20 protein-coding genes are annotated in these 15,413 nt (G+C 60.6%); 7 read left to right on the forward strand and 13 right to left on the reverse strand.

What is annotated here, in order from left to right; all coding sequences use genetic code 11:
• Positions 1-13: 13 nt before the first annotated feature.
• From flgH to flgB, 8 genes are read right to left on the reverse strand one after another with little or no spacing between them, the layout of a single operon-like run.
• Positions 14-727: a flagellar basal body L-ring protein FlgH gene (gene flgH, locus ACWPVA_RS13495; protein WP_454288178.1), complete on the reverse strand. Its 714-nt coding sequence runs from the start codon at positions 725-727 to the stop codon at positions 14-16.
• Complete coding sequence (locus ACWPVA_RS13500) at positions 724-1,260, reverse strand: MotE family protein (protein ID WP_454288179.1); 537 nt, start codon at positions 1,258-1,260, stop codon at positions 724-726. The genes flgH and ACWPVA_RS13500 overlap by 4 nt, the downstream gene beginning before the upstream one ends.
• Positions 1,257-2,378, reverse strand: a complete 1,122-nt coding sequence (locus tag ACWPVA_RS13505) for a flagellar basal body P-ring protein FlgI (RefSeq protein ID WP_454288180.1) — start codon at positions 2,376-2,378, stop codon at positions 1,257-1,259. The genes ACWPVA_RS13500 and ACWPVA_RS13505 overlap by 4 nt, the downstream gene beginning before the upstream one ends.
• Complete coding sequence (gene flgA, locus ACWPVA_RS13510; protein ID WP_454288181.1) at positions 2,375-2,857, reverse strand: flagellar basal body P-ring formation chaperone FlgA; 483 nt, start codon at positions 2,855-2,857, stop codon at positions 2,375-2,377. The genes ACWPVA_RS13505 and flgA overlap by 4 nt, the downstream gene beginning before the upstream one ends.
• Positions 2,858-2,875: 18 nt before the next feature.
• A complete protein-coding gene (flgG, locus tag ACWPVA_RS13515) occupies positions 2,876-3,664 on the reverse strand; it encodes a flagellar basal-body rod protein FlgG (protein WP_454288182.1) in 789 nt (262 codons plus the stop codon).
• 19 nt (positions 3,665-3,683) lie between these two features.
• Entirely contained in the window at positions 3,684-4,022 is a 339-nt protein-coding gene (locus ACWPVA_RS13520) for a flagellar hook-basal body complex protein FliE (protein ID WP_454288183.1), read from the reverse strand.
• Complete coding sequence (flgC, locus tag ACWPVA_RS13525) at positions 4,019-4,441, reverse strand: flagellar basal body rod protein FlgC (protein WP_454288184.1); 423 nt, start codon at positions 4,439-4,441, stop codon at positions 4,019-4,021. The genes ACWPVA_RS13520 and flgC overlap by 4 nt, the downstream gene beginning before the upstream one ends.
• Before the next feature lies 1 nt (position 4,442).
• On the reverse strand, positions 4,443-4,835 hold the full coding sequence (gene flgB, locus ACWPVA_RS13530) for a flagellar basal body rod protein FlgB (RefSeq protein WP_454288185.1): 393 nt from the start codon (positions 4,833-4,835) through the stop codon (positions 4,443-4,445).
• A 114-nt stretch (positions 4,836-4,949) separates the two neighbouring features.
• Here flgB and ACWPVA_RS13535 point away from each other — a divergent pair, with 114 nt between their 5' ends.
• Positions 4,950-5,606, forward strand: a complete 657-nt coding sequence (locus ACWPVA_RS13535) for a phosphoribosyltransferase (protein WP_454288186.1) — start codon at positions 4,950-4,952, stop codon at positions 5,604-5,606.
• Between the two features lie 24 nt (positions 5,607-5,630).
• Here the strand turns inward: ACWPVA_RS13535 and ACWPVA_RS13540 are convergent, their stop codons facing one another.
• Genes ACWPVA_RS13540 through ACWPVA_RS13555 form a run of 4 tightly spaced genes read right to left on the reverse strand, consistent with a single transcriptional unit; the run spans position 5,631 to position 9,138 of the window.
• On the reverse strand, positions 5,631-6,191 hold the full coding sequence (locus tag ACWPVA_RS13540) for a flagellar protein (protein ID WP_454288187.1): 561 nt from the start codon (positions 6,189-6,191) through the stop codon (positions 5,631-5,633).
• A gap of 2 nt (positions 6,192-6,193) precedes the next feature.
• Positions 6,194-7,594 (reverse strand): flagellar protein export ATPase FliI, encoded by a 1,401-nt coding sequence (gene fliI, locus ACWPVA_RS13545; RefSeq protein ID WP_454288188.1) that lies wholly within the window; start codon positions 7,592-7,594, stop codon positions 6,194-6,196.
• Positions 7,595-7,623: 29 nt separating this feature from the next.
• Positions 7,624-8,358 carry a flagellar basal-body rod protein FlgF gene (flgF, locus tag ACWPVA_RS13550; protein ID WP_454288189.1) on the reverse strand — a complete coding sequence of 245 codons (735 nt, stop codon included), beginning with the start codon at positions 8,356-8,358 and terminating at the stop codon, positions 7,624-7,626.
• The gene (locus ACWPVA_RS13555) at positions 8,359-9,138 is read right to left on the reverse strand and encodes a DUF1217 domain-containing protein (RefSeq protein ID WP_454288190.1); all 780 of its coding nucleotides are present in this window, start codon (positions 9,136-9,138) and stop codon (positions 8,359-8,361) included.
• A gap of 182 nt (positions 9,139-9,320) precedes the next feature.
• On the opposite strand from ACWPVA_RS13555, the gene motA reads away from it, so the two are divergent.
• The 6 genes from motA (at position 9,321) to ACWPVA_RS13585 (ending at position 14,634) form a co-directional block, all read left to right on the forward strand.
• Positions 9,321-10,193, forward strand: coding sequence for a flagellar motor stator protein MotA (gene motA, locus ACWPVA_RS13560; RefSeq protein WP_454288191.1), 873 nt, complete (start codon positions 9,321-9,323; stop codon positions 10,191-10,193).
• Positions 10,190-11,143 carry a FliM/FliN family flagellar motor switch protein gene (locus ACWPVA_RS13565; protein WP_454288192.1) on the forward strand — a complete coding sequence of 318 codons (954 nt, stop codon included), beginning with the start codon at positions 10,190-10,192 and terminating at the stop codon, positions 11,141-11,143. The genes motA and ACWPVA_RS13565 overlap by 4 nt, the downstream gene beginning before the upstream one ends.
• Positions 11,144-11,207: 64 nt before the next feature.
• Positions 11,208-11,825 (forward strand): flagellar motor switch protein FliN, encoded by a 618-nt coding sequence (gene fliN / locus ACWPVA_RS13570; protein WP_454288193.1) that lies wholly within the window; start codon positions 11,208-11,210, stop codon positions 11,823-11,825.
• A 29-nt stretch (positions 11,826-11,854) separates the two neighbouring features.
• On the forward strand, positions 11,855-12,892 hold the full coding sequence (fliG, locus tag ACWPVA_RS13575; protein ID WP_454288194.1) for a flagellar motor switch protein FliG: 1,038 nt from the start codon (positions 11,855-11,857) through the stop codon (positions 12,890-12,892).
• A gap of 213 nt (positions 12,893-13,105) precedes the next feature.
• Positions 13,106-14,188: a flagellar biosynthesis protein FlhB gene (gene flhB / locus ACWPVA_RS13580; RefSeq protein ID WP_454288195.1), complete on the forward strand. Its 1,083-nt coding sequence runs from the start codon at positions 13,106-13,108 to the stop codon at positions 14,186-14,188.
• Between the two features lie 5 nt (positions 14,189-14,193).
• Positions 14,194-14,634 (forward strand): hypothetical protein, encoded by a 441-nt coding sequence (locus ACWPVA_RS13585; protein WP_454288196.1) that lies wholly within the window; start codon positions 14,194-14,196, stop codon positions 14,632-14,634.
• A 15-nt stretch (positions 14,635-14,649) separates the two neighbouring features.
• Here ACWPVA_RS13585 and visR read toward each other — a convergent pair whose 3' ends face one another.
• Positions 14,650-15,399 (reverse strand): transcriptional regulator VisR, encoded by a 750-nt coding sequence (visR, locus tag ACWPVA_RS13590; RefSeq protein ID WP_454288197.1) that lies wholly within the window; start codon positions 15,397-15,399, stop codon positions 14,650-14,652.
• Between the last annotated feature and the right edge of the window lie 14 nt (positions 15,400-15,413).

The raw sequence follows: 15,413 nt of genomic DNA on the forward strand, positions 1-15,413 counted from the left end.
TGCCGGTTACGCGTCAGATCGGCGAGAAGAGGTCGACGACCTGCTGGCCGACCGGTGGCTGCTGGACTTCCGTCAGGCGACCGCGACCACCATAGGAGATGCGCGCTTCGGCGATACGCTCGTAAGAGATCGTGTTGTCGGCATCGACGTCCTGCGGGCGAACGATACCGGCAACGTTGAGGATACGGATCTCGTGGTTGACGCGGACTTCCTGCGAGCCGCTGATCAGGAGATTGCCGTTCTCGAGAATGCCGGTGACGACGGCTGCGACGAGCAGCGTCAGCTTTTCCGAGCGCTCGGTCGCGCCCTTGCCCTTGGTGCTGGTGTCGGAGCCGGAACCAAGGTCGCCGCTGGTTTCCGGCGGCTTGTAGCCGAAGAAATTGGCGCTGGTCGACCAGTTCATACCGCTTGAATTGACCCGGCTTCGGTCGGTCTTGTTCTCGAACGATGCCTTGTCGTTGATCTGGATGTTGACGGTCAGAATGTCGCCCACGTTCAGGGCGCGAGCGTCCTTGAAAAGCGCCGACTGGCTGTCGCTCCACAACGAATAGCCGCTCGCCATTGCCCGCGGCTGTTTCGGGTAGAGAGCCATCTGCGGCGTCTGGCTGTAGCGCAGGCCGCTGCCGATCGGACTCATCGACGGTGCGTTGCCTATTTCCTTCAGGGTCTGGCTCTGGCATCCGGCGAGGAGAATCACGGCCAGCAGAGCCGGGGTACGCTTGATCATGACGGGTCCTTGGAAGTGTATGGATCGGCGGCGCTCGACATGATGGCCGCGACCATGGCTGCCTTTTCGGCTTCCATTTCGCTGAGGATGAGGCTCGATTGGCGCGCCGGCAGCTTCATGATGATCGCCGCCGCCAGGATCGGATCGACCTCCTGCAACTGGGGCGCCGCGGCATCCGCCTTCATCTTCTTGTAGATCTCGACGAGATTGCCCTCGGCCTGCTTCATGAAGGCATTGCGGCGGCCCAGCCAATCCTCGTATTCGGCGCGGCGCTCTTCAAGCACGGCGATGCGCTGGTCGACATCAGCCTGAAGCTTCTCCAGCTCCTGCTTCTGCAAAAGGTAGCGCTGGTCGCGCGCCGGATCGGCAATGCTGGTGCAGAATTGCTGGATCTCGGCTTGCGAGGCGCTACCGAGTACGGCCTGCTGTTCCTGAGCGCTACCCGAGGCGAGCGGCAGGACCGCGATGCCGGCGACCAAGGCAAGGTTGCGCAGGCGAAGCGTGAAGATGGACGGGGTCAGACTTGACTTCATTGCAGGACGAGCTCCGCTTGCAGGGCGCCGGCCGACTTGATGCCCTGAAGGATAGCTATGACGCCGTCTGGCTTGACGCCGATATTGTTGAGACCGCTGACGAGCGTGCGCAGGTCGGGACCCTCGACGATGGCGACATTGCCGCCTTCCTTCTGCGCCAGGATGTCGGTTTGTTCCTGGACCGCGGTGCGGCCGCGGGAAAACGGTTCGGGCTGGATGATCTGCGGTGTCTCGGTGACCTGGACGGTGAGCGTTCCATAACTGACGGCAACCTTCGAGACCCGGACCTCGGCACCGATGACGATCGTGCCGGTACGCTCGTTGATCACGACCTTCGCAGGCGAATCCGTCTCGACCATAAGGTTTTCGATGTCCGCCATCAGGCGGGCGAGATCGGCTGTGCGGGGCTTCTGCACGATTACTTCCTGGCTGTCGCGCGCCTCGGCAATCGGCGCGCCGAACGTTGCCTGGGCAAATGCGTTGACGGTGTCGGCGATGCGGATCGAGGTGGTGAAGTCAGGATTGCGCAGTTGCAGGACGAGATTGACCGAATCCTTGAACTTGGAGGGCAGTTCGCGCTCGATGATCGCACCGTTCGGCACGCGGCCGGAGGTGGTGATGCCTTCCTGAAGATTGGCCGCCTGGCCCTGGGCATTGAAGCCCGAAACGATCACCGACCCTTGCGCGACCGCATAGATCTGGCCGTCGGCGCCGGTGAGCGAGGTCATGACGAGCGTACCGCCACGCAGCGACGTAGCGTCGCCGAGCGAGCTCACGGTCGCATCGATGCGGCTGCCCGGGCTGGAAAAGGGCGGCAGCGTCGCCGTGACCATGACGGCGGCAACGTTCTTGGCATTAGACTGGCCGCCCTGCGTCGAGATACCGAGGTTCTGCAGCATGGCACGCATGGACTGTTCGGTGAACGGCGAAGAGCGCAGGCCATCGCCTGTGCCCTGCAGGCCGACAATCAGGCCATAACCGATCAGCTGGTTGTCACGTCCCGACTGCAGCGAGGCGATGTCCTTGATGCGCGAACCAGCGGCCTCTACACCGATCACAGGGCAGAGCAGCGCCGCAAGAACGACGAGTGCGATCCTGGACAAACGGAAAGTCTTCATTTCGCCATCACCTGTACTGTTCCGTCCGCCAGCACGGTGCCGGTGACGATCACGCCCGAATCAAGATTGCGGACCCTGATGACGTCGCCGACCGATGCGTCAGAAAGCGGCGTGCCGGAAGCGGAGATCGTCATGCTGCCGAGGGTGAAGGTCAGCCGGATATTGGCGCCGCGGTTGATCGCATAGGGCGGCCTGAGGCTTGCGACAGGAATTGTCCTGCCGGGCAAAAGCGTGCGCTTGGAGATCATACCATCGACCTCCGCGATCGACTGCGCATAGCCGCCGGCGAGGTTCGGGTTGGTGACCGCGACCTCCTCGAGTTGGGTGGCCGACAGGGCTTCGCCGGGGTAGATCGTCTGGGTCGGCACCACCGCAAAGCCCTGCGCATAGGCGGCGTCCGATGCGACCCACAGGGAAGCGGTGGCAGCCATAACGGCCGCCATGCTGGCCAGGTGTCTCTTCATCCGGCGAAACCTCATGTTTGCCTGCCTCCGTCCTTACTTCAGGTTCTTGCTGACGATCTGAGCCATTTCGTCGGCGGTCTGAATGACCTTGGAGTTCATCTCGTAGGCCCGCTGAGCCGAGATCATGTCGGTGATTTCCTTGACGGAATCGACGTTCGACAATTCCAGGTAGCCCTGCTTGATATAGGCGAAGCCAGGATCCTCCGGCGCAGCCACGATCGCCTCGCCCGACGCCGCCGTCTCGGCGAACAGATTGTCGCCAAGCGGCTTCAGACCGGCTTCATTGGCAAAGTTGGCGATCGTCAGCTGGCCGACATCGGTGTATTCCGCGCTGTTGCCGATGCGGACCTGGACCTGACCGGACCGCGAGACGATGACTTCGCTCGAATCCTGCGGAACGGTGATGCCAGGCACAACAGCATAACCGTCGATCGTGACCAACTGACCGTCGGCATTGGTGTTGAATGCGCCGGCCCGGCTGTAGAGCGTCGTACCATCCGGCGATTCGATCTGGAACCAGCCACGGCCGACGAGGGCCAGGTCGAGTTCGTTCGAAGTCTGCGCGAGTTCACCCTGCGTGTGGATGTTACGCACGGCCGCAGTCTGCACGCCGAGACCGATATTGGCGCCTTCGGGCACGATGGCCTGGTTGGCACGGTTCGGGACGCCCTGGGCGCGCTCGGTCTGGTAGAGCAGATCGGTAAACTCGGCCCGCGCACGCTTGTAGCCGGTCGTGTTAATGTTGGCGATGTTGTTGGCAATGACCTCAAGATTGGTCTGCTGGGCATCCATGCCCGTGGCTGCGATGGCGAGCGCTCTCATGTGTTCGTCCTCAAATCCGCTAGATCTGCATCTTCGTTATCTCGAGATAGGCCGAGACAATTTTGTCGCGCAGGGCAATCGCCGTCTGCAGCGACTGTTCCGCCGCGAGGACGGCATCGACGACCTCACGCGTATTGGCCTTTCCGGTAATCCCCTCGAAGGAGGTCACCTCCGCCTGCTTGATGTTCTGCATCGTCGAGGAAGCCATGTCGCCGAGCACGCTGGCGAAGCTGAGACCGTTAGCGCTTCCCGGCGTCGATCCGACGGTGGTGGTGGTCGAGGAGACGGCATCGGTGGCAAAGCTGCCAAGGCCAGAGACCTTGGAGAGCGAGCCGACGTTCTGGATTTGATCGATCATTGCGAGGCCTTCAGAAGTGAAATGGTCTGCGAAATCAGTTCGCGCGTCTGCTTGACGGTCTGGAGATTGGCTTCATAGGTGCGGTTCGCTTCCCGCATGTCGCCCATCTCGATCAGGATGTTGACGTTCGGCATCTTGACGACACCGTTCTCGTCGGCGGCCGGATGGCCCGGCTCGTATTCCTCGATGTAGTCGGAATTGTCGACGCCGATCGTCTTGACCTTCACCACGTCGGCACCGCTTGCCCGGTCAAGTTCTGTGCCAAACGTTACCGTCTTGCGGCGATAGGGGTCCGAACCGGGGGTGTCACCGGTCGAACGGGCGTTGGCGATATTTTCCGAAACGATACGCAGGCGGGTGGACTGGACTTCCAGTCCGCTGCCGGCGATCTTGAGGGCTGCACTCAAAGGATCTGTCATTTTATCTCTTCACCGTCATCAGCATCATGCGATGGAAGGAAGCGACGAGGTTCGTGTTGAGCTCGTGCTGCCGCTTGATTTCGCCGGTCTTGGTCAGTTCCTCGGCAATCGAAACCGAATTGCCGGATTCCTGCATGCCGATCTCGTCGTTGAGTTTCGCTTCCCGGACCGCGATATTAGAGTCGCTGAGGTCGCTCAGCGCCATGTGATTGGGATTGGTCCGCGCCATTTGTACAGTGGCCGTGGTATCCAGAACCGCGCTGAAAGGGGTGATGTCCTTGGCCAGGTATTTCGGGGTGTTGGCGTTGGCAATATTGCTCGCCACGACCTCCTGACGTACAGATAGCCACTCGGCCTGTCTGGCTGCCAATTCGAAAAGCTGGATAGGCTGCATTACTTTTCTCCGCCATTTTCTGTCCCGAACCTAGAACCGTAAACTTGCGTGGGACTTGCGGAGGGAAAGTCCGGGATTTCAAGCCAAGAACCGACGAGGAGGCATGCGGAGCTTATGTCGTTCAAGGACCGAATCGACGCTGGAGAACGGCTTGCGGACTCCCTGGAGCGGTTCCGGGGGCAAGATGTGGTGGTCATCGCCCTGCCGCGCGGTGGTGTCGATGTGGCGCTGCCGGTCGCCCGGCGTCTTGGTGCGCCAATGACCCTGTTATTGGTGCGCAAGATCGGCCTGCCCAGCCAGCCGGAACTCGCCATGGGCGCGATCGTCGACGGGGAAAAACCGATCACCGTCCGAAACGAGAGCGTGATCGGCTTTTCAGGTGTCGGGCAGGCTGAATTCGACGCCGTTGCCCGCGCCGAACTTGAAGAGATCCATCGCCGCAACAGGCTCTATCTCGGCGGACGCAAACCGGTCCCGATCGAAGGCCGCGTGGCAATCGTCGTGGATGACGGCATTGCCACCGGTGCGACCGTTCGGGCCGCCCTCAAGGGGCTGAAGACGCGGAAGCCGGCGAAGATCGTGCTGGCCGTGCCTGTCGCCTCCAAGGATTCCTTGCACATGCTGGAAGAGGACGTCGACGAGGTCGTCGCGCTCGAGCGGTTGAGTGCCCTCGGCGCGATCGGCTTCAGCTATCTGCAATTCCCCCAACTATCCGACGCAGACGTAATCGCGGCGCTCGATGAAGCGGAGAAGGCTGGCAGAAACGCGTGAACCGCGGCCTCAACGCATGGGGAATCAGTTGTTCTCATAGATCTCGCCCGTCGATGTGACGATCACCCACTTGCCTTCGCGCTGCTCGAGCGTGGCCACCCGGCTGTTGTCCGGCAGGATCGAGCCGACACGAACCATGTACATGCCCGAAGTGTCCTCGATAAGGGCACGGCCGTTGGCGACATGCAGCAGGCGAAAGCCGCTCTGCCCCGGGAAGGGCTGGGCTTCGGGCATCAGATCGGCCGCGGCGTCTTCCGCACCAAGCTTCGATACGGTGGCTGTCACCAGCGGATCGACTTGGGTGGCGGTCGATTCGCCGCCTTCGTCATCCTTGTCGACCATGGCAAGGGGAGAGACGCTGAAGACGTTGCGGCCCGGTCCTTCGGGAAGATCGCGCGTGCGCTCCCAGTCGGCGACCCTAATACCGAATTTCTCCTCGTTGAAGAACACATACCAGGGGAAGAAGGCGGCAGCGCAGGCAAGCGCCACACCCGTGGCGGCGAGGATACGGTCAGCCGTGAATATCCGTTTGCGGGCCTTGGGCTTCAGCGGCACTACAGGCTCGTCAGCGTCGAAATCTGTCACGATCAGCCTCTCGTTCTCAAAGCCGCAGCCGGCTGGTTACCACCTTGCGCGGCCTTGAGTGCGTTTGCCAAGTCGGCATAGGCATCGGCGGCCGGCCGCTCGCCGGGCGTCTGTTTCAGGACCTCATAGATCACCGGAACCTGCTTAATCGCCATGTCGAGGTCCGCATCGCTGCCGGGGCGATAGCCGCCGATAAGGCGAAGATCACGTGTTTCCTCGAAACGGTGAATGAGCGTCTTCAGGCGTGAGACGAGTTTCTCCTGCTCGCCGGTCCAGGCCTTGCGCGCCAGTCGCGAGATCGAGGCGAGCGGATTGATCGGCGGGTAGCGGCCCTCGTCGGCGAGACTGCGGTCGAGCACGATGTGCCCGTCGAGAATGCCGCGGGTGGAATCGGCGATCGGGTCGTTGTGATTGTCGCCGTCGACCAGGATAGAAATGATGGCGGTGATCGTACCGGTTCCCTCTTCGCCCGGACCGGCCCGTTCGAGCAGACGCGGCAGTTCGGTGAAGACGGAGGCAGGATAACCCCGTGCGATCGGCGGTTCGCCGGCAGCCGTCGCCACTTCGCGAATCGCATGGGCAAAGCGCGTGACGCTGTCGACGATGAACAGCACGTTCTCGCCGCGGTCGCGGAAATGCTCTGCGATGGTCATGGCAGTCAATGGCGCCATCTTGCGCAGCATCGGGCTTTCATCGCTCGTGGCGACGACAGCGACGGCCTTCGCCATGTTTGGCCCAAGGGTATCCTCGATGAATTCCCGCACTTCACGGCCACGTTCGCCGACCAGCGAGATCACCACCTTGTCAAAGGCATCGGCGCGCGCCAGCATCGACAGAAGCGTCGACTTGCCGACACCGGAGCCGGCGAAGATACCGAGGCGCTGGCCGAGGCAGAGCGGCGAAAAAATGTCGATAGCGCGCACCCCGGTGCGAAAGCCCTGCTCGACACGGCTGCGCGTCATCGAAGGCGGCGCACTGTTCGAAATGGCACGGCGAACCGCACCGGGTGCCAGAGCCGGCCCCCCGTCGATCGGATCACCGAGCGCATTGATGGTGCGCCCGCACCAGCTGTTGTCAGGGGCAATGCGGAAGGCGCCCTTGCGGATCACCACATCATGGATGCCGATCGGCTCACCCGGTTCGATCGGGCAGACATAGGCGAGATCCGGCTCGACCCGTACGACCTCACCGAGATGCACCCCAGTGCGGCTGCGATGGGCAACAAACTCCCCGAGACGCAGATGGCGCGAAAGGCCGTGCACCGTATAATGGCCGGCCGCGATCGTGCGAACGTGGCCGCCATGCGTGACGGAATATTCCGGATTGGCATAGCGGGCGGCAAGCCCGGCCATCTGGGTAAGCTTGGGAGACAGCACGGGCATCTGCGACATTTCTTCCGCCATGTATGGAGGGCTTCAGCTCAGGTTGGGGATCAGTTCGATCCGCCGAGAACCTTGATGGCATTGCTGAGCGAGGACTCGCTGTCGCGCATCAGCGAGCTGATGCTCTCGAAAGCTCGGTTCACCTGGATGAGCTGGGTCATCTCGCTGAGACCGTTGACATTGGAATTCTCGAGATAACCCTGCATGATGGAAATCTCTGGATTGTCCACAACGGGCTGGGGCTGGTCGACGGTCGAGACACCGCTGTTTTCGAAGCGGATGAAACCCTTGGAAATATCGGCCGTGAAAACGCCGATGGTCGCCACCTGGCGGTCGTCCTGCATCAGCTTGCCGTCGGCGCCGACGCTCGGCGGACCACCCGCGCGGTTCAGCTGGATCGGCGCACCGCCGGCGTCGAGCACCGGATAGCCGCGAACCGAAACCAGTTCGCCGGTCTCTTTCATGGTGAAGCGCCCGTCGCGAGTGAGCACCTGGCCGGCCGGTGTATCGATGGCGAACCATGCATCGCCCTTGATGGCGAAATCGAGTGTATTGCCGGTTTGCGCAAGTTCGCCATTCTTGGTCGACAGGTAGTCGTTGCCCTGGTTAACGAAAGCGATCTTCGCGTTGATGTCGTTCTGCGTCTTGCTCAGCACCTCGTCGAATTTGACCTCGGTGGAGCGGAAACCAACCGTATTGAGGTTGGCCATGTTGTCGGCGATGGTCGTCAGACGGCGTTCGAGCGCCATCTGCGAGGACAAGGATACGTATAATCCGGATTGCACTTAGCTGCCTCCGAGCTTCAGGGAATTGATGGAAATGAGAAGGTCCGGCGAGATGCCGTAACCCGAGGAGGAACCGAAGACCGCCAGCGGATCATAACTGTCCGAAGGATTTTCAAGCTCCCACAATGCGGTGAAGCGCTCCAGGAACCTGCCCGTCTTCTCGGCGTCCTGGAAATCCTCGATATCAAGCATGCGCTTGATAAAGTCGGCCTGCCGGTCGATATCCGCCGCTGCGAACTCATCGGGCAACTGCAGCGCAGTGCGCACCACCTTGGCCAGCGCCTCGTCGGCCAGGATGTCCATGGCGGAGTTGATTTTCGACGCATTGCGTTCGAAGTAGAGTGCCAGGCGGACCCCCGTATTGTCGTTGCCTGCCTCTTGCTCCAGCGTCTCGCGCATATAGAGATCCACCACACCCTGCTGGGCCTTGCCGAAGGACGTCGCGGCAGCACCCTGGGCTTCGAAATTGAGCGAGGTGGCGAGATTGGCGTAGCGATTGTCGGACAACTGATTGGCGAAGGCATCGTCGCGGGAGACACCTTCAGTCAGGACCTTCCGGATGAAGGCCTTGGCATAGGCCATGTCTTCCAGTCCGTGCGCTTTGAGCGCATAGTTATAGAGACGCGTGTCCGCCATGAAATCGTCGACTGACTTGATGTCGCCGATCTTCGACAAATAGTATTCGGTTTCGCGCGCCACGTCCGGTGCCTTGGCAACGCGCTCGATCGATTTGTCGATGTTCTGCGTAATCAGCTTGTAACTCGTGTAGGTCGTCGTCACGGTCGTTGCGCCTTTCGATATGGACAATCGGAAAATGCGTCCGTTATCGCTCTTCTTGCGGCAAAAGGCTTGCGCGAAGCTGTCTGTAGGTTCACAAACCGTCAACGCTTGGGGTTCAGCCTCACGCAAGGCAAGGCCCGTATCGCTTGTGCTGAAAAGCAACGTTCAGATGCGGGCACAATATGAATATCATCATCGGACTCGTGATTACCTTTGGCTGCGTCCTCGGCGGGTTCATGGCCATGGGCGGCCACCTCGACGTTCTCGTGCAGCCGTTTGAGCTCGTTATCATCGGCGGAGCCGGGCTCGGCGGCTTCATCATGGCCAACCCGATGAAAGTCGTAAAAGACTCGGGCAAGGCGCTGGTGGAGGCCTTCAAGCACTCGGTTCCCAAGGAGCGGGCCTATCTCGACGTTCTCGGCGTGCTTTATTCACTCATGCGCGACCTGCGAACCAAGTCGCGCAACGAGATCGAAGCTCATATCGACAATCCCGAGGAATCCTCGATCTTCCAGGCTGCCCCGACTGTCCTGAAGAACAAGGACCTGACGGCGTTCATCTGCGACTACGTCCGCCTCATCATCATCGGAAATGCCCGCAGCCATGAGATCGAGGCGCTGATGGATGAGGAAATCAACACCATCCTGCACGACAAGATGAAGCCGTACCACTCGATCGTCACCATGAGCGACGCCTTCCCGGCGATCGGTATCGTCGCGGCGGTTCTCGGTGTCATCAAGGCCATGGGCAAGATCAACGAATCACCGGAAGTGCTCGGCGGCCTGATCGGCGCCGCACTCGTCGGCACAATGCTCGGCATCGTGCTTTCCTACTCGGTAACCAGTCCAATCGCCGCTCAGATCAAGATCGTCCGCACCAAGCAGCATCGGCTCTACATCATCGTCAAGCAGACGCTGCTGGCATACATGAACGGCTCCGTGCCGCAGGTCGCTCTCGAATACGGCCGCAAGACCATCTCCTCTTACGAGCGGCCCTCGATCGATGCCGTCGAGCAGGAAATGATGAACCCGGGCGGTGAGAACAAGGCGGCATGACGATGACCGAGCTCGAGACCAAACCTGCGCCCGCCATAAAACACGATCTGCTGGCCCGTCTCACGGGGGCGCTCGGAGACCGCGAAACGGTCGCCAAGATCTGCGCCGATTTCGGTGAGCTTTATACCGTATTCCTGCCAGACATCTTGCAGAGCGAGACCGGTCTTGTGATGGAGGTCGCTTATGCCGGTCATGAGAGCGGCATGATGAGCGACCTGATCGCCGACCTCGGCGATAATGTCGTTTTGGCAGATATGCAGCTGCGAAACTGGTGTCCGCATTTCGTCCTGGCCTGTGGCAACAGCTTCGTCATTACGCTGATGGAAAACCTGCTGGGTGCCCTGCCCGAGACGATCGAAGAACCGATCCACCGCCCCCTGTCGCGCATCGAACTCGATTTGTCCGCCACGGTGTTCGACAAGATCGCCAATGTATTGCGCTCGGGCGTCAACGCGCCAGGCGGATTCGAACCGATGATCGAAAAGCCGCACAATGCAGAGGACCGCCCGAAGCCCGAAGCGGATTACGTCGATCAGTTCGCCGCAACCGTCAAGATGCGTATCGAACTCGGTACGGTTTCGTCCGAATTCTACCTCGTCGTGCCACAGAAGGCGTTGCTGAAGTCCGTGGTTACGGTGCCGAAGTCAAAGAACCAGATGTCGCGCAACAAGAAAGAATGGGCCGAACAGATTGCCGAGCAGGTGCGTCGCTCGCAGGTCACCCTGCAGGCGAAGATCCGTCTGCAGACCTTGACGCTGAACACCATTTCACGCCTTGCGGCCGGCGACGTCATCGCCTTCCACGACAAGGGCGAGGTGATGGTGGACGTCAGCGCCAACGGAAAGGAAATGTACCGCTGCGAATTCGGACGGGCGGGTGAACACTATACCGTCCGGGTCAAGGACAACATCAGCAGCGAAGACGAGATACTGAAGCATTTGATGGGCTAAGCCATTTGGACCTGCCTTGGCGGCAAGGCAGGTTGAGGCAAGTTTCAACGGGAATAATCAATCCATGGCTACGAAGAAGACACCCATTATCGAGGACGACGCCCTGGCAATGCCGGGCAGCGATACCGATTTCGACCAGGCGATCGACGACCTGCGAGGCGTTCTGAAGAATGATGCTCAAGGCACGTTGCCCGATATCGGTTCCGATTTCGGCGGCGGGATTGGTGACGACTTCGCCATGGGCGACGACAAGTCCGACCCGCTTTCGGCGTTCGAAAGCGATTTCGGCGGAGGCGCGCTCGACAGTCCGTCGACGGATTTTGGCGGCAGCGACGCTTTCGGGGGCGGCTCCCTCGGGGACACTTCGTTTGGCGATACATCCTTCGGTGCAGCACCGAGCGCGCCGTCCGAACCAGGCAGCGCACTCAACGCCAACCTCGACCTCATCATGGACATTCCGATCGAGGTGCAAATCGTCCTCGGGTCGAGCCGTATGCAGGTCTCCGGTCTGATGAATCTCGAGGAGGGAGCCATCATCGCTCTCGACAAGAAGATCGGCGAGCCCGTGGAGATCATGGTGAACGGTCGCCGCATCGCGCGGGGCGAGATCACCGTACTCGAGAATGATGACACGCGCTTCGGCGTCAAGCTGATTGAAGTAATGGGTACCAAGATGTCCTGACCCGGTTCCAGGGCCAGAGAGGAAAGACCATGATGGACTTTGACGATTTCGGCGGCTCCATGACGGCAAAACCGCTGTCCCAGGCCGACAAGGCCGCGGCTGTGCTGCTGGCCATGGGCAAGGGCGTGGCGGGAAAGCTGCTGAAATACTTCACACAGGCGGAATTGCAGACGATCATTGCCTCGGCCCAGACGCTGCGCACCATTCCGCCGGACGAACTGCAGGAACTCGTGAACGAGTTTGAGGATCTGTTCACCGAAGGAACGGGCCTCATGGACAATGCCAAGGCGATAGAGAGCATTCTCGAAGAAGGCCTCACCCCGGAAGAGGTTGACGGCCTGCTCGGTCGCCGTACCGCCTTCCAGGCATATGAATCCTCGATCTGGGATCGCTTGCAGGACGCAGACCCGGACTTCATCGCCAAATTCCTGATGCGCGAGCATCCCCAGACGGTCGCCTATATCCTGTCCATGCTTCCGTCCTCCTTCGGCGCCAAGGTGCTGTTGAAGCTGCCGGAAAGCCGGCGCGCCGACATCATGAACCGCACCGTCAACCTGAAGAACGTCAGCCCCAAGGCGGCGCAGATCATTGAGAACCGCGTTCACCAGCTGATCGCTGAGATCGATGCCGACCGGAACTCGATGGGTTCGTCGAAGGTGGCCGAACTGATGAACGAACTGGACAAGCCAGATGTGGATACCTTGCTCAGCTCGCTGGAATCGATCAGCAAGGAATCCGTCAACAAGGTTCGTCCGAAGATCTTCCTGTTCGAAGACCTGCTGGCCATGCCGCAGCGCAGCCGCGTCCTTCTGCTCAACGACATCTCCGGCGACATCCTCACGATGGCGCTGCGCGGTGCCTCGGCGGAAATCAAGGAATGCGTGCTCTCGGCGATCAGCCCGCGCGCGCGCCGCATGATCGAATCCGACCTCCAGACCGGAACTGCGGGCATAAATCCGCGCGAGATCGCGATTGCCCGGCGTGCCGTCGCGCAGGAAGCGATACGTCTCGCCAATGCAGGTCAGATCCAGCTCAAGGAAACCGAGGGCGACCAGCAGGCAGCCTGAAGCCAGACTGACTGTTGATAACTAGACGCTTGCTGCGCCCGCCGATTGAATGCCAATCGGCGGGCGTTTAGCGTCCAGCAAAGATCGGCGGAATTGCCCGACAACCCGATATGCCGGCCAAGACTGTGACCGTATTGACTTGGCCGGACCAGGCCACGGACGGACGATGGCATCCGCCCCTTGTCCGCGTTTCTGGCAAACAAGGAAAAAGCCGTGTCCGACGATCAGGACAAAGACAGCAAAACAGAAGACCCCACCGAAAAAAAGATGCAGGACGCGGTAGAGAAGGGTAACACCCCGATCTCGCGCGAGGTGCCCATCTTCGCTGGGGCGCTCGCCTTCTACCTGTACTTCGTCTTCTTCCTGCCCTCAGGCGTGTCGCGAATCGCCGAAACGCTGCGCGACCTGTTCGAGCAGCCTGACCAGTGGCGAATCGATTCGGCGACCGACGTCGTCTCACTGTTCAGCCATCTTGCCTGGGAAGCTGCCGCCCTCCTTTTTCCAGCTTTCGCGCTCATCATGCTGTTCGGGGTGGGATCGAACCTGCTGCAGCACGTGCCGAGTTTCGTACTTGAGCGAATCAGGCCGCAGGCCTCTCGGATCTCGCTTTCCAAGGGGTGGACGCGGTTATTCAGCGCCAACGGCCTCGTCGAATTCGGCAAGTCACTGTTCAAGATCGTCATCGTCTCGACCATCATGGTGTTTGCCCTGAAGTCGGAGTATTTCGCCACGCTCGACGCAATGTTCTCGGATCCGCAGGTGATCTTCGTCAAGTTCGCAGCGATCACGAAGAAGATCATGATCGTCATCCTGCTGGCCACCTTTGTGCTGGCAGTCGTCGACTTCTTCTGGACCCGGCATCACTGGTACACCCAGTTGCGCATGACCAAGCAGGAGATCAAGGACGAACACAAGCAGGCACAGGGCGACCCGATCATTAAAGCGCGCCAGCGTTCGATCGCGCGCGACCGCGCCCGCCGGCGCATGATCAGCAACGTGCCCCGCGCCACGCTTGTCATCACCAACCCCACTCACTATGCGGTCGCGCTGCGCTATGTCAGGGAAGAAAACGAGGCGCCGGTGGTGATCGCCAAGGGCCAGGATCTGGTTGCTCTGAAGATTCGCGAGATCGCTCGCGAGAACGATATCCCCATTTTTGAGGATCCGCCGCTTGCCCGCTCCATGTTTGCGCAAGTCTCGGTCGATAGTGTCATACCGTCGATATTTTACAAAGCCATCGCGGAACTCGTCCATCGGGTTTACGCCGCGAAGGCGCAGAAGAGACGGGTGCGCTAACTGCGATGAAAAAATGCCCCTACACAACTCAGCGTGAACGCATCGTGGCCGAGGCGATCAGCCCCGTTGCCACCGAATTGCGGTTGCTCGACGCGGCGGACCTGATTTCCCTATTGCGCTTCGAGCTCTACGGGAATATCGCCGATCTCGTCTCCTCGGCGGCCGAGCTCTATTTCCATCCAGGCACGGTCAATTTCGGTGCCGGAGGCGAATACCGGCTCGAATGGGGCAGTGTCCCGGAGGTCGTTCTCGACCTGGAGATCAAGCCCAAGGATGTGACGATCTATGCGCAACTCTCGCTTGCCAGCGAACATGCCGGCCTCGAGATCAATCATATCGCCTTCCAGCAACCGTCTGGTGATCCGGATGAGAACACCCGCTTGCTGGAGAGCAGGTTGCGTGAAGCCCGCTTCGTCAAGTCGCGAAGCGATCAGCTTTACTCCTGAACCAGGCGGCTTTGCTCAGGTGATGTAGCCGAGGCGGATCGCCTTGGCGATCGCCTGGATTCGGTTGACCGAATCGAGCTTGATCGTCGCCGATCCGAGATAGGCATTGACGGTGTGTGCCGAGAGCTTGAGGTGTCCGGCAATCTCATCGCTGGTGCGCCCGTCGCCCGCCAGTTGCAGGCAGGCGATCTCGCGCTCGCTCAAGGCTTCCGACGGCATCGCCCGGCGCTCGTCGAGTTGCACAATTTCCGTCATGATCTTGCAGCATCGCCCATGCACGTCGAGAATCACCTCGCCGGGAATGTCGACCGCCCCGGTTGTCGGAAACATCATATAACCATTGCCGACGGCACCGAGCCGCACCGGGAACGCAATTCCCGAATAGGCCAGCACGCGCGGCTCCAGTTGGACGACGAACGGCACGAAATCCGAAGCCTCGGCAAAGCTGTCGCTCTGCTCGGCGCTCCACAACACCGGCAGGACCGACGTCTCGATGTGGCTGAGCAATGTCTCGGCATAGGCGGCGATGAAGGGCTCACTGCCCATTCCGTGCGCCGCTGGCCAGTTCTCGTATTCCGCCACCAGGCGGCGCTTCGAGAGCATGCCGGCCCCTGTCATCCGCAGCACGGCGAAACCACGCGCATGAAGCGCACGCTGCAGCGAAATCAGTTTGGGGAAGATGTCCGAGCGGGACGTCACCTGGCGGGAGGTCGATACCTTCAGATCCTCCCTTACGGTTTCGAACGGCCCCTCCGGATAGATCATGCCTGCCCTTCCCT

This window comes from Rhizobium arsenicireducens, from assembly GCF_964021225.1.

Coding starts and splice junctions, on each gene's coding strand:
- ACWPVA_RS13500 (WP_454288179.1), bottom strand. CDS start 1,260: ATGAAGTCAAGTCTGACCCCGTCCATCTTCACGCTTCGCCTGCGCAAC.
- visR (WP_454288197.1), bottom strand. CDS start 15,399: ATGATCTATCCGGAGGGGCCGTTCGAAACCGTAAGGGAGGATCTGAAG.
- ACWPVA_RS13535 (WP_454288186.1), top strand. CDS start 4,950: ATGTCGTTCAAGGACCGAATCGACGCTGGAGAACGGCTTGCGGACTCC.
- flgB (WP_454288185.1), bottom strand. CDS start 4,835: ATGCAGCCTATCCAGCTTTTCGAATTGGCAGCCAGACAGGCCGAGTGG.
- flgG (WP_454288182.1), bottom strand. CDS start 3,664: ATGAGAGCGCTCGCCATCGCAGCCACGGGCATGGATGCCCAGCAGACC.
- ACWPVA_RS13585 (WP_454288196.1), top strand. CDS start 14,194: ATGAAAAAATGCCCCTACACAACTCAGCGTGAACGCATCGTGGCCGAG.
- flgH (WP_454288178.1), bottom strand. CDS start 727: ATGATCAAGCGTACCCCGGCTCTGCTGGCCGTGATTCTCCTCGCCGGA.
- motA (WP_454288191.1), top strand. CDS start 9,321: ATGAATATCATCATCGGACTCGTGATTACCTTTGGCTGCGTCCTCGGC.
- ACWPVA_RS13520 (WP_454288183.1), bottom strand. CDS start 4,022: ATGATCGATCAAATCCAGAACGTCGGCTCGCTCTCCAAGGTCTCTGGC.
- fliI (WP_454288188.1), bottom strand. CDS start 7,594: ATGGCGGAAGAAATGTCGCAGATGCCCGTGCTGTCTCCCAAGCTTACC.
- ACWPVA_RS13505 (WP_454288180.1), bottom strand. CDS start 2,378: ATGAAGACTTTCCGTTTGTCCAGGATCGCACTCGTCGTTCTTGCGGCG.
- fliG (WP_454288194.1), top strand. CDS start 11,855: ATGATGGACTTTGACGATTTCGGCGGCTCCATGACGGCAAAACCGCTG.
- ACWPVA_RS13565 (WP_454288192.1), top strand. CDS start 10,190: ATGACGATGACCGAGCTCGAGACCAAACCTGCGCCCGCCATAAAACAC.
- flgA (WP_454288181.1), bottom strand. CDS start 2,857: ATGAGGTTTCGCCGGATGAAGAGACACCTGGCCAGCATGGCGGCCGTT.
- fliN (WP_454288193.1), top strand. CDS start 11,208: ATGGCTACGAAGAAGACACCCATTATCGAGGACGACGCCCTGGCAATG.
- flgC (WP_454288184.1), bottom strand. CDS start 4,441: ATGACAGATCCTTTGAGTGCAGCCCTCAAGATCGCCGGCAGCGGACTG.